This window comes from Dyella silvatica (genome assembly GCF_026283955.1).
Classification (GTDB): Bacteria; Pseudomonadota; Gammaproteobacteria; order Xanthomonadales; family Rhodanobacteraceae; genus Dyella_C; species Dyella_C silvatica.
The window spans coordinates 1-13336 of the sequence record NZ_JAPDPE010000138.1; the positions used below are offsets into that span (position 1 = coordinate 1).

General features: G+C 60.8%; 9 protein-coding genes. 6 read left to right on the plus strand and 3 right to left on the minus strand.

The window, feature by feature from the left end; genetic code table 11:
• From OUZ52_RS20005 to OUZ52_RS20020, 4 genes are all read left to right on the plus strand, one after another.
• Positions 1 to 744, plus strand: a 744-nt coding sequence (locus OUZ52_RS20005; RefSeq protein ID WP_484489070.1) for an MmgE/PrpD family protein, incomplete at its 5' end; no start/stop codon positions are given.
• A 195-nt stretch (positions 745 to 939) separates the two neighbouring features.
• Positions 940 to 2064: an OmpA family protein gene (locus OUZ52_RS20010; protein ID WP_266160318.1), complete on the plus strand. Its 1125-nt coding sequence runs from the start codon at positions 940 to 942 to the stop codon at positions 2062 to 2064.
• Between the two features lie 350 nt (positions 2065 to 2414).
• A complete protein-coding gene (locus tag OUZ52_RS20015; RefSeq protein WP_266160319.1) occupies positions 2415 to 3542 on the plus strand; it encodes an OmpA family protein in 1128 nt (375 codons plus the stop codon).
• A gap of 130 nt (positions 3543 to 3672) precedes the next feature.
• Complete coding sequence (locus tag OUZ52_RS20020; RefSeq protein WP_266160320.1) at positions 3673 to 4437, plus strand: pseudouridine synthase; 765 nt, start codon at positions 3673 to 3675, stop codon at positions 4435 to 4437.
• A 71-nt stretch (positions 4438 to 4508) separates the two neighbouring features.
• Here OUZ52_RS20020 and kbl read toward each other — a convergent pair whose 3' ends face one another.
• Together kbl and OUZ52_RS20030 are read right to left on the minus strand one after the other, a co-directional pair.
• Complete coding sequence (gene kbl / locus OUZ52_RS20025; protein ID WP_266160322.1) at positions 4509 to 5708, minus strand: glycine C-acetyltransferase; 1200 nt, start codon at positions 5706 to 5708, stop codon at positions 4509 to 4511.
• A gap of 162 nt (positions 5709 to 5870) precedes the next feature.
• On the minus strand, positions 5871 to 9500 hold the full coding sequence (locus tag OUZ52_RS20030) for a DUF748 domain-containing protein (RefSeq protein ID WP_266160324.1): 3630 nt from the start codon (positions 9498 to 9500) through the stop codon (positions 5871 to 5873).
• 255 nt (positions 9501 to 9755) lie between these two features.
• Here OUZ52_RS20030 and OUZ52_RS20035 point away from each other — a divergent pair, with 255 nt between their 5' ends.
• Positions 9756 to 10043 carry a hypothetical protein gene (locus OUZ52_RS20035; protein ID WP_266160326.1) on the plus strand — a complete coding sequence of 96 codons (288 nt, stop codon included), beginning with the start codon at positions 9756 to 9758 and terminating at the stop codon, positions 10041 to 10043.
• 91 nt (positions 10044 to 10134) lie between these two features.
• Here the strand turns inward: OUZ52_RS20035 and tdh are convergent, their stop codons facing one another.
• Entirely contained in the window at positions 10135 to 11154 is a 1020-nt protein-coding gene (gene tdh / locus OUZ52_RS20040) for an L-threonine 3-dehydrogenase (RefSeq protein WP_266160328.1), read from the minus strand.
• 191 nt (positions 11155 to 11345) lie between these two features.
• Between tdh and OUZ52_RS20045 the strand changes: the two genes are divergently transcribed.
• A partial coding sequence (locus tag OUZ52_RS20045) for a S46 family peptidase (protein ID WP_266160327.1) occupies positions 11346 to 13336 on the plus strand: 1991 nt, incomplete at its 3' end.

The following is a 13336-nucleotide window of genomic DNA, read 5'->3' on the forward strand; positions in this document are numbered from 1 at the left end:
CACGCGATCAATGCGGTTTACCGTGGCGTGGTGGGTTATCCGTCGGCGCTGACCGCCAAGACCTGGGGTTATTACGACGTGGCCTTCAAGGGCAAGGCGTTTGAATTCGAACGTCCGTTCGGCAGCTATGTGATGGAAAACGTGCTGTTCAAGATCAGCTTCCCGGCAGAGTTCCATGCGCAGACCGCCGTGGAGTGCGCCATGAAGCTGCATGCCCAGGTCGCCGGCAAGCTCGATCAGGTCGAGAAGGTGGTTATCGAAACCCAGGAAGCCGGCTGCCGCATCATCGACAAGACCGGTCCGCTGGACAACTACGCCGATCGCGATCATTGCATTCAGTACATGGTGGCGGTGCCGCTGATCTTCGGCCGTCTCACCGCCGATGATTACAACGATGACGTGGCTGCCGACCCGCGTATCGATGCGCTGCGCGACAAGATGGTGGTCAGCGAGAACCCGCAGTTCACCAAAGACTATTTCGACCCGGACAAGCGCTTCATCGGTAACTCGGTGCAGGTGTTCTTCAAGGACGGCAGCAGCACCGACAAGGTTTCGATCGACTTCCCGATCGGCCACCGCAAGCGCCGCGCCGAAGGCATTCCGGTGCTGCTGAAGAAGTTTGAAGCGGCGATGCGCGGCCACATGCCGTCACACAAGGTAAAAGCGATTCTCGAGGCCACCAACGACCCGGCCAAGCTCGATGCCATGCCCATTCAGCAGTTCATGGCATTGTTCGCGCTGTAACCTAGAGATGAGCCAAAACTGAACGGATGCGTGCGGTAAATGCTTAATTGTTTATTTTTTGCTAAGCTGCAGCACGCCCGTTTTGGGGCTATCAAGTAGATAAGCGAAGCGCAGTCTGAATATCCCTGTCTCATACCGCGCCGTTCTGCCTTGAAGCGAATACGAATAATCAATAACGAAACGAGGAGACACCCAATGAATCGTAAGGGCTTGTATTTTCTGATTGCTCTGGCTTTGGGCGGCGCAGGCGCTGCTCATGCGCAGACCGCCACCACTCCCAGCTACGACGGCCGCTGGTACATCGCGCCGACCGTGGGTGGCTACTACAACGATACCGACCGCAACACCAACAGCCGCCAGTTCTATTACGGCCTGGGCGTGGGTCGCTTCATTGCTCCGAACGTGTCGATCGACCTGTTCATCGACCGCACCAAGCGCGATCGTGACAACCCGAACGGCCCGGGTCATAGCAACGGTGGCAACTGGGCGAACAACAACTACGGCGTCGCCGCTCGTTACTACTTCGGCGCGTGGGACTCGTATCGTCCGTACCTGCTGGCTGGCGTGATGGGCAGCTACCACCGCAACGCGAACAACAAGGGCTGGGCACCGGCTGCTGAGTTGGGCGCCGGCGTGTCCAAGACGATCACGGACAGCACCGACATCCGTGTCGAGGCTGGCTACCGCTACGACTGGGACGACAAGAGCCAGACCACCACCAACAGCGCACGTTCGCGTGACGGTTACGGCGACTGGTTCCTGGGCCTGAGCCTGGTGTCGCGCTTCGGCGAGCCGGCTGCTGCGCCGGTTGCTCCGGTCGCCCCGCCGCCGGTTGCTCCGGATTGCTCGAAGACTGTCGTCAACGGTGTGAACCTGTGCGACAACAAGTGCCCGAACACGCCGGAAGGCACCGTGGTGGGTCCGGATGGCTGCCCGATTGCGGTGGTGATCGATCTGCGTGGTGTGAACTTCAAGTTCGACCGTCCGAAGAAGGGTGAGACGAACATCGAGAAGACGCTGGCTGAGCCGAGCGCCGATTCGTTGTCGATCCTGGATCAGGCCGTCGATACGCTGAAGCGTTACCCGAACGTGCAGGTGAATGTGGCCGGTTACACCGACGGCGTGGGCAAGGCTGCTTACAACCAGGGTCTGTCCGAGCGTCGCGCGAAGATCGTGTACGACTACCTGACCTCGCACGGTGTGGACGCCAGCCGTCTGCAGGGCCCGGTCGGTCATGGCATGAACGATCCGGTCGACAGCAACAAGACGGAACAGGGCCGCGCGCGCAATCGCCGCACGGAGCTGCAGGTGCAGAAGTAAGAGTAGGGCATCCCCAGGCCCGGCCTGGGGGTTTCCAGCTCATGTAGTACCGAGAAGCCCGGCTCACGCCGGGCTTTTCTTTTGCGTTGCAGCAATGGCAGGATGTGGCCTGATGCTTGGGTCGGTCAGTGGCAATCAGCCTGAACATCAGTTCACTCGCGAATTTGCAGCCTTGTACCGGGCAACGATCGAGGCGTGTGCACTCCTTAACGGTTTTGCTACACTTCGCCCGCTTGTTGTAGGACGCCAAGCAGGGAGCAGCATAAGTTCCCATAGTGTCGTGAGTTCTGACGCGCGACTTCCGTCTGGGGTGGAACGGACGCGAAAACCAATAAACGAGGAGACACCTGATGAATCGTAAGGGCTTATATTTTGTGATTGCCCTGGCCCTGGGCGGCGTAGGTGCCGCTCATGCGCAGAATGCCACGAGCACGCCAAGCTACGACGGACGTTGGTACATCGCGCCGACCGTGGGTGGCTACTACAACGATACCGACCGCAACACCAACAGCCGCCAGTTCTATTACGGCCTGGGCGTGGGTCGCTTCATTGCCCCGAACGTGTCGATCGACCTGTTCATCGACCGCACCAAGCGCGATCGTGACAATCCGAATGGCCCGGGCCATAGCCACAGCGGCAACTGGGCGAACAACAACTACGGCGTCGCCGCTCGTTACTACTTCGGCGCGTGGGACTCGTATCGTCCGTACCTGCTGGCTGGCGTGATGGGCAGCTACCACCGCAACGCGAACAACAAGGGCTGGGCACCAGCTGCTGAGTTGGGCGCCGGCGTGTCCAAGACGATCACGGACAGCACCGACATCCGTGTCGAGGCTGGCTACCGTTACGACTGGGACGACAAGAGCCAGACCACCACGAACAGTGCCAATTCGCGTGACGGTTACGGCGACTGGTTCCTGGGCCTGAGCCTGGTGTCGCGCTTCGGCGAGCCGGCCGCTGCGCCGGTTGCTCCGGTCGCTCCGCCGCCGGTTGCTCCGGATTGCTCGAAGACTGTCGTCAACGGTGTGAACCTGTGCGACAACAAGTGCCCGAACACGCCGGAAGGCACCGTGGTGGGTCCGGATGGCTGCCCGATTGCGGTGGTGATCGATCTGCGTGGTGTGAACTTCAAGTTCGACCGTCCGAAGAAGGGTGAGACGAACATCGAGAAGACGCTGGCTGAGCCGAGCGCCGATTCGTTGTCGATCCTGGATCAGGCCGTGGATACGCTGAAGCGTTACCCGAACGTGCAGGTGAATGTGGCCGGTTACACCGACGGCGTGGGCAAGGCTGCTTACAACCAGGGTCTGTCCGAGCGTCGCGCGAAGATCGTGTACGACTACCTGACCTCGCACGGTGTGGACGCCAGCCGTCTGCAGGGCCCGGTCGGTCATGGCATGAACGATCCGGTCGACAGCAACAAGACGGAACAGGGCCGCGCGCGCAATCGCCGCACGGAGCTGCAGGTGCAGAAGTAAGAGTAGGGCATCCCCAGGCCCGGCCTGGGGGTTTTCAGCTCATGCAGTACCGAGAAGCCCGGCTCACGCCGGGCTTTTCTTTTATCCCTTAGAGTCAGCCACTGACTCATTCGCTAGGCTTATGCGCATCATGATGGCTCGTCGTCCCGCTCACTCCTCCCGTGCGAAAGCCGCTCCTCGCCATGGCTTGGCGCGAGTGCTGAGCAAGCTGGGTGTGTGTTCGCGCAGTCAGGCAGAACGGGCGGTGCGCGATGGCCGGGTGAGCGTGGACGGCCGCATCGTGCTTGATCCCGAGCGGCCCGCGGATGCCGAGCGTCAACGTATTTGCCTGGATGGCCAGCCAGTTGCCGCGGCAACACGGGTCTACCTCATGCTTAACAAGCCACGCGGCATCGTGGTGAGTGCCGCCGATGAGCGTGGTCGCGATACCGTGTACGACCTGCTGGATCGTGCCGGCTTGCCTTGGTTGGGGCCGGTAGGGCGGCTGGATAAGGCCAGCGAAGGTCTGCTGCTGTTGAGTAACGATAGTGTATGGGCGGCGCGGCTGACCGAGCCGAAGCATCACGTAGACAAGACCTACCACGTGCAAGTCGATTGTATTCCCGATGCGGCGCTGCTGGAGCGACTGACGGCGGGCGTGACCGAGCAGGGTGAGCAACTGTTGGCGAAGCGCGTCGCGTTATTGCGCAGCGGTGAGAAGAATGCGTGGCTGGAAATCGTCCTGGACGAAGGTCGCAATCGCCATATTCGCCGCTTGCTGGAGGCGCACCGCATCAGCGTGCTGCGGTTGATTCGCGTAGCGGTGGGCTCGCTTGCGCTGGGCGAGCTGGCCAAGGGTCAATGGCGCCACCTCACTGCTGATGAAGTCATCGCGCTTTCCCAGGAAAGCGCGTGACCTGTGATGCGGGTAAACGGAAAACAGGGACAGCGTCGCCGTCAAGCTTTCCCTGTTCCCCGCTATAACTCTCAGCCTGCAATGACGCCCAGCTTGCGTCCTACCTTGGTAAACGCCGCTATCGCCTGATCGAGATGTTCGCGGGTATGCGCTGCGCTCATCTGCGTGCGAATACGTGCCTGGCCTTGTGGCACGACGGGGTAGAAGAAGCCGGTGACATAAATACCTTCTTCCAATAGCTCACTGGCCATGGCTTGCGCTTTCTTGGCGTCATAGACCATGACCGGCACGATCGGATGGACACCGGGCCGGATGTCGAAGCCTGCCTTGCTCATCTGCTCGCGGAAGTAGCGGGTATTTTCTTTCACCTTCTCGCGCAGGTCGCCAGCGCTGGCCAGCATGTCGAATACTTTGATGGCTGCCGCGACGACATGCGGAGGGAGGGAGTTGGAAAACAGATAAGGGCGCGAACGCTGGCGCAGCATTTCGATGACTTCGCTGCGGCCGGTGGTGAAGCCGCCTAGTGCGCCACCCAGCGCCTTACCCAAGGTGCCGGTGAAGATATCGATTTTGTCCATGACGCCATGTACTTCGGCCGAGCCACGGCCGTTTTCGCCGAGAAAGCCGGTGCAATGGCATTCGTCGATATGCACCAGAGCGTTGTACTTGCGTGCGATCGCGGTGATTTGATCCAGCGGCGCGATAAAGCCATCCATCGAGAAGGCGCCATCCGAAGTGATGAGCTTGGTGCGTGCGCCGGCGGCATCGGCAGCCTGAAGTTGCTTCTCCAGATCAGCCATATCGCAATTGCCGTAGCGAAAGCGCTTGGCTTTGCACAAGCGAATACCATCGATGATCGAGGCGTGGTTCAAGGCGTCGGAAATGACCGCGTCTTCTTCACCCAGCAAAGGCTCGAACAGGCCGCCGTTGGCGTCGAAGCATGCCGCGTAGAGGATGGTGTCTTCGGTGCCGAAGAACTCGGCGATTTTCTTTTCCAGCTGCTTGTGCAGATCTTGCGTGCCGCAGATAAAACGCACCGAGGCCATGCCGAAGCCGTGACTGTCGAGTGCATCCTTGGCGGCCTGGATCACCTCGGCGTTGTCGGCCAGGCCCAGGTAATTATTCGCACAGAAGTTCAGTACTTCCTTGCCGCTGTCGAGGCGGATCTTGGCGGACTGCGGTGAGGTAATGATGCGCTCGGCCTTGAACAACCCTTGTTCGCGGATCGATTCGAGTTCGCTGGCGTAGCGCGCCTGGGCGGAGTAGGTCATGGGGGCATTCCGGCCTGGAGGAAAGCGCTCATTGTGAGGCCTTCCGGTGCTGCCGTGAACCGCCAGAACCATTGAGCAGCGAATCCTGCGGCCAAGAGCGCCTTTCGGCGGTGCGGCAGGGCGCGGTGCGGCACCTGCCATGCGCACCTCACCGGCTTATCCTCAGTGCAGGCCGAAATCCACCCGGGTGGTCTTGCCCTTGTCCTCGATTCCTTTCGCATCCAGCTTGGGCGCCTGCATCGCGACGCGTTTGTCGTCGAGCTTGCCCTTCAGCCAGGTTTGTACCGCCTGGGCGCGGCGTTCGGCGAGCTGCTTCAGCGCCTCGTCGTTGACCGGCATATTGGTTTCCAGCAGCTGGTGCATTTCTTCCGGCGGTTGCGACTTGGTCAGGCCGATGACGTTTTTCGGCTTGGGGAAGTCGGCGTGCTTGTACACGCGTTCCAGGTAATGCTCGGATTCGTCCGGGGTGAGGGTCAGTGTGGCCGGGTCTTCTTTCTTGCCGTCGTCGTCGGCTTTGGCTTTGCGCACCAAGTCGTCCACCATCACTTTGCGCAAGCCGTTTTCGTCGACGCTGGGGTCGATCCGGCCGATGATGTCGAGGGTCAGCGCGGGCTTGCTTTGCAGCAGTTTTAGTAGTTGTTCCAGACGCGATTGCGCGCCGGCGTCGAGCACCGCCGAGCCCGGCGCGAACTCCACATAGCCCAGGTCTGGATGACTGCCGCCGCCGATCGAGGCGAGCAGGCGGAACGGCGAAGTCACCGCACGACTCAGCAGGTTGACGATGGCATGCCAGACCAGGCTGCCCATGCTGAATTGCGGGTCATCCAGCGAGCCGGACACCGGCACGTTCACATCGATATTGCCGTCGGAGTCTTTCAGCAGCGCCACCGCCAGCTTCACCGGCAGATGGCTGACACCGGGCCCTTCGATGCGATCGCCAAAGGTCAGCTGGGTGATGAAGATATGGTTGTCGGCGGTGAGCTTGCGCTGATCCAGCTGGTAGTGCACGTCCACCGTGAGCTGGCCGCTGGTGATGGGGTAGCCCGCATACTTGCCGGAATACGGCGACAAATGCGTCAGCTCGACGCCGTCGGCCTTGGCTTTGATGTCGAGGAAGGCCACCGGGGTCAACGGATTGACGGTGCCGCCGATGTCCACCGGTGAATTGCCATCGAGCTTGCCTTGCAGCACCAACTCGGCCGGTGCCGCGCCACCGGCCGTGCCGAACGCTCCCACTTTGCCGCCCAGGTCGGTGATGTTGGCGGTGTAATTCGGTTTGATGAAGTTATCGGTGTAGTTCAACTGGCCGCGGACCACACTGATCTGGCCGATCTGTATCTCCGGCTTGGGGCCGACCGGCTCGACAGGCTTAGCCGCGGTGGCCGCCGTTTTCGCCGCGGCGGCTGCCGCAGCCTGTGGTGCGCTTTGCTCGCGGGTGACAGAGACTGGCGCGGTTTCCGGGCTAGCCACGACGTCTTGCAGATTGATACGGCCGGTGGGGTTGACGATGACGCGCGCATAGAAGTCGCTCAGCGCGAGGCCGCCGATTTCAGCATGTGGCGCGCCCTGACCGAGGCGGATCACCATCCCGGTTGCGGTCAACGAATGCCAGCGCAGAAAGTCGTCGCCGGTGAGTTTGTCTTGCACCTTGACCCGGCCTAGCGTGGCCTGGCCGCGATAATCGATATTCGCCGGCGCGCTGCCGCGATCGCTATAGCGCAAGCGGCCATCCACGCTGAGCAGGGCGCTGCCGATCCGTACATTCAACGGCACGCTGATCATCGACTCCATCGGAGCGATATCCATGCCGCGGGTCTTCAGGCGCAGGTCGGCATCCAACGGTTGCGGCTTGACGCTGCCGCTGACATCGTAGTCGCCATTGCCCAGCTTGCCGGTCAGTGCCAGCTTGAGCGGCTTGCGCATATCGTCAGATAGCCCGTCCACACTGAATTTTCTGGCCTTGACGATCAACGGAACAGGCTTGCTGGCGGTGGCGTCCTTGAACGTCAGCGTGCTGCCTTCAACACTCAGGTTGGCGATGCTCCAATGCCAGCCGCTGTTGGCTGCTGGCTTGCCGGCGGCACGATTGGCGCGCGCCGCGGGTGCCGACTTGGTTGGCGCTGCCATCAAGCTGGCCAGGTCGATACTGCCGTTTTTCAAGCGTTGCAGATTGATCGTGGAGCCGCGCAGCGCCAGGCGATTCAGGCGCGCTTCGCTGCTGGCCAGATCGAACATGGCGATCTCGGCGCTCAACGCATCCCAGGCTACCGGCGCGGTATGACTGCCACGTGGGTTGAGCGCGAAATGATTCAAACTGGCTTGCGCCGGCTCGATATGCAGGTTGATCGCATGCCCCCATTCGGCTTGCAATTGACCGCTGGCATCGAGGCTGCCACCGCTGATATCGGCATTCAACAACGGTGGCGCCATCGGCATCAGCGGGGCGAGACCGACGTTCTTCAAATCCACTTTGCCGCTATAGCGGCTGGCGGCCAGATCGAGTTTGCCCGTGGTGTTAACCGTGCCGCCAGCGAGTTGGGCGGCGAGTTCCATGCTTGCCGCCGGGCCTGCCAGCGACACGCCGTGCAAGCTGCCGCGCATCCGCTCCAGCTGCAGTCGTGCCGGCGCGCTGCCGCTCAGGTCGGCATACTCGAAACTCGCATCCTGCAAGGTGAGCGCATCTATACGCACATCGGTAGATGGGGACGATGACTTCGGCGCTGGCGGGGCAGCAGCAGAGGGCGGACTGGTCAACGCATCGAAATTGCTATGGCCGCCCGCGCTGCGGCTGTAGTGCAAGCTGGCGCGATCAAGGGCGATGGCGGTGAACTGGTAACGCGAGAGCAAGGGCTCGACATCCTTGAGCGCTGCCGTGCCGTGGCCCAATTCGAGCAGTGGCGTGTTGTCGTGATTGGCCAGTTTGAAATCGTCGACAATCAGTTGACCATCGAGGCGTAGTTGCGGGGTCGGTTCCGCGGCCACGAAACGCAATTGCAGTGCGCCAGACAGTTGCCCGCTCGGGATCGCGATCGGCAACGCCACCGGCGCATAGGCGAGATAGCGCGGCAGATCCAGGCGATCGAGCTTGAAGTTGACGGTCGACTCACGGCTGCTGGCAAAAGGCTTGGTTTCGCCTTCGATATGTATCGGGCTGCCGTCCACGCGCATGGCTAGCAATGGCTTGACGAAGACGTCGGTCTTGCTCGGCAGGTTGGCGATGAAGGGGATGCCAAGCTCAAGCTGCTCAACGTGATGGCTTGCATTGAGCACGCTATCGTCAAAGCGGATATCACCGTTGTGTACGCTGATATTGGAGATCGAAAAGCGGGTGGGCGAGGATGGTGGGTCGCCTGGCTTGGCGGCGAAGCGTTCAATCAGGTCGGAGAAGTTGAACTGCTGCGGCGCGCTGCGCGTGATATGCAGCTGCGGATGTTGCAATGCCAGCTCATCGAGCACCGGCGCGAGGCGAAACAGTGAGCCCCATGACGCATTGACGGTGACGTGGTCGACATCCACGAATGGCGATTTGCCATCGCGCTCGCCGATATGCAGCTGATCCAGATCCAGCTTGAGGGTGTAGGGGTTCAGATGCACCGCACCCAGCGTCACGGGTCGTCCAAGCATGGCGCCAACACGGGTTTCCAGCTGCCCCTTCAGTATCGGTGGCGCGGCAAAGAAGCCGAGCAGGCCGAAGATCACCAGCACCACGGCCAAGATCAGCAGGGTTTTGCGCAGACGATGCGAGCGATAAAGGGCGATGGTGCCCTGACGCAGCGCAGCGGGGTCAGGCATGCGTGGGAGCTTTCGAGTGGTCATGCAGGCCAGGCCCCATAGATCGCGATGTGCTGATCATAGCCCTGGTGACGTTTAGATGTTGTCGGTTTGCCGGCGAATTTGCATCGTTAGTTGGGATGCGTTTGGTCAAGGCTTGGACCATGTGAGTCTGGGCAGCGCTTGCTGCAGCCGCGATGCTTTCTTGCGCAGGCGTCAATCGTTAGGTGCCGTGCTATAGAATTCTGTCAGTGCATCGTCCAGGGAAGGCGCCTCATGGAAAAACAGCCACATATCCATTGCCCGCAATGTGCGTGGGAGCCCAAGGCCGACAGCCGCTGGTACTGCGGCCCAGGCGAGCCGGGCTCAGGTTGCGGCACCTCATGGAATACGTTCTGGACCGCCGGCTGCTGCCCCGGCTGCGGGCATTTCTGGACATGGACGCATTGCTTGTCGTGCAAGCAGCGCTCGCTGCACCACGATTGGTATCACTACCCTGACGATAGCCAGGACGACGCGGCCCGCGATCAGGCGAAAGAGCAGGTATTGAACGAAACGGCCTGAGCGGTAGCCTGGTCATATCGGCTCGACACAGAGCAGAGGCTTGCTGTCAGCTCACGGGTGACGTCATGCCGACGTCACCCGCGTAATGCGCTTACCAGGAGCAAACCACCTTGCCACAGCTGCCGGCGTCCATCAGGTCGAAGCCCTTCTGGAAGTCGTCGATGGTGATCTGATGGGTGAGGACCTTTTGCAGCGGGAATCCGGTCAACACCATCTGCGTCATCTTGTACCAGGTCTCGTACATGCGGCGGCCGTAGATGCCTTGCAGGGTGAGGCCTTTGAAAATCACTTTGTCCCAGTCGATACCCGCGCCACGGGGCATGATGCCGAGCATGGCGATCTTGCCGCCGTGATACATGCATTCGAGCATGTCGTTGAAGGCGCGTGGGTTACCGCTCATCTCCAGGCCGACATCGAAGCCTTCGATATGCAGTTCCTTGACGGTATCGGCCAGCGATTGCTTGGAGACATTCACCACGCGCGTAGCGCCCATGTCGGCAGCAAGCTTCAAGCGGTAATCGTTGACATCGGTGACCACGACATTGCGCGCGCCGACATGCTTGGCGATGCCTGCGGCGATGATGCCGATGGGGCCTGCTCCGGTAATCAGCACGTCTTCGCCGATCAGGTCGAACTCCAGCGCGCAGTGCGCGGCATTGCCATAGGGATCGAAGAATGCGGCCAGCTCAGAAGGGATCTGGTCGGGGATCGGCCACAGATTCGAGGCCGGCATGGTCATGTACTCGGCGACTGCGCCGTTGCGATTCACGCCGATGCCTATTGTGTTCGGGCACAGGTGCTGGCGGCCGGCACGGCAGTTGCGGCAATGACCGCAAACGATGTGGCCCTCAGCAGAAACACGGTCGCCAATTTTATAGCCGGTGACGCCGGGGCCGATTTCAGCGATGCGGCCGACGAATTCGTGGCCGATGGTGAGGCCGGGCTTGATCGTGCGCTGACTCCACTCATCCCACTTGTAGATGTGCAGGTCGGTGCCGCAAATCGCGGTTTTTTCCATTTTGATCAGCACTTCGTTAGGGCCAACCTGCGGCACAGGTACTTGTTCCATCCAAATACCCTGCTCGGGATTGCGCTTGACCAGGGCTTTCATCATCTGCTGCATGTGGGAATCCAGGTTGGCCCACGGTGTGGGCAGATAGGGCGGTAAGGGGGAGGGGCCGAAACAAGTGGGCAATTATAGGACGGCATCCCCATGGACCGCTTTCGTGCAGTGCAGCGTTGCCGTCAGCGCGGCAACAAACTATGGTCGCAAGTTTGTGCGATCACCATAAAGGCAGCTCGATGCGATTGAAAACTCCGACATTCTGGACGGCATGGTCGGCCGCCGTGGCCATGGCGTGCGCCAGCACGGCGCAGGCCGACGAAGGCATGTGGATGCCCGCGCAATTGCCGGCCATCGGCAAGCCGCTACGTGCGATGGGTTATCTGGGCAACCCCGTCGACCTGGCTGACCTGACCAAGCCGCCGTTGAGCGCGGTGGTGAAAGTGGGCGGCGCCACTGGGGCCTTTGTCAGTGACGAGGGCTTGGTGCTCACCAATCATCATGTCGCCTTCGGCGTGATTCAGTACAACAGTAACGTCCAGCGCGACTTGATCGAAAACGGTTATGTCGCTGCGGATCGCTCGCAGGAGCTACCGGCAAATCCTGACTTCCGCCTGCGTGTCACTACCGGCTTCGACAAGGTGACCGAGCAAGTGCTGGCTGATACGCAGGGCAAAACCGGTCGCGCCTTCTACGATGCGGTCGATGTGGCAAGCAAACACCTGGTTGCCGCTTGCGAACGCGAGCCAGGTATGCGCTGCAGCGTGGTCAATATGTTTTACGGCAGTGACTACTACCTGGTGAAGCAGCTAGAGCTTCGCGATGTGCGTCTGGTCTATGCGCCGCCGCGTGCCATCGGCAATTACGGCGATGAAGTCGATAACTTTGTCTGGCCGCGGCACAGTGGCGACTTCACCGTATTGCGCGCGTATGTCGGGCCCGATGGCAAGCCGGCCAGTTATGCCAAAGAGAACCAACCTTATCGACCGCCCGCCCATCTGCAGGTGGCCAGTGAAGGCGTCAAGGAGGGCGACTTCGTGATGTTGGCGGGCTATCCCGGTGTGACTTACCGTCATCGCAGCGCGGCCGAATTCGCCGATCAGATCGAGTGGCGTTTGCCGACGACGGTCACCGTGCTCAAACAGTTGCAGGGCGTCATCGAGACGGCGGGCGAGAACCATCACGACGCCAGCATTCACTATGCCGCACAGTTGCAGTCCTTGAAAAACAGTATCAAGCGCTTCAGTGGCGAGTTGGAAGGTTTGCAGCGCAGCGACGCTGTCAGCACGCGGAGTGAAGACGAGACCGCTATGTTGGCGTGGCTGTCCAGGCAGCCGGATAGCGCACACGAGCAGGCGGATATTGCGCAGGCCGGCAAACTTATCGCCGCCGGCAAAGACCTGCGTGACCGTGATCTATTGCTAGGCTTGATCCACACGCAAAGCCAGCTGATGCGCGCCGCATGGACGATTGAGCGTCTCGACATCGAGCGCGCTAAACCGGATGCCGACCGCGAGACGGGTTATCAGCAGCGCGACGAAGAGTTGCTGGCAAGTCAGTTGCGTCAGGTTAGCCGCCGCTATGATCCTGCGGTGGAAAAAACCTTGCTGACGGCGTTGCTGACCCGTTATCAGCAACTGCCGGCGGCACAGCATATGGCCGAGTTCGATGAGGTCTTTGGGCGCACACCCGCGGAGCTGGCGCGTGCGTTGGATAATCTGTATGCGGCCACCCGGTTGGCTGATGAGGCCGAGCGCCTGCGTCTGTTCAAGGCCAGCGCCGAAACCTTGCATGCCTCGGACGATGCCTTGCTGGTCGCTGCCCGCAAGCTGCAACCGGCCTTGTTACGGATGGAAGATCAGCGAAAAGAGCGAGAGGGCGACTTACTGCGCTTGCGCCCGGCCTATATGAAGGCGTTGATTGCCTACCGTCAGGCCCATGATCGCGCCGTTTATCCCGATGCCAACTCAACCCTGCGCGTCAGTTATGGCAAGGTCACGCCACTGCTTGTCCGCGATGCGGTGACTTACGGGCCGTTGACCAGCGTCGGCGGTATCGTTGAGAAGAACACCGGCAAGCCGCCGTTCGATGCACCCAAGCCTTTGCTTGCCGCGATACGCAAAGGCGATTTCGGGCGATATCTCGACCCTGCAACGAAAAGCATGCCAGTCAATTTTCTCAGCAATCTAGATACCACCGGCGGCAATTCCGGCTCGCCGGTATTGAATGC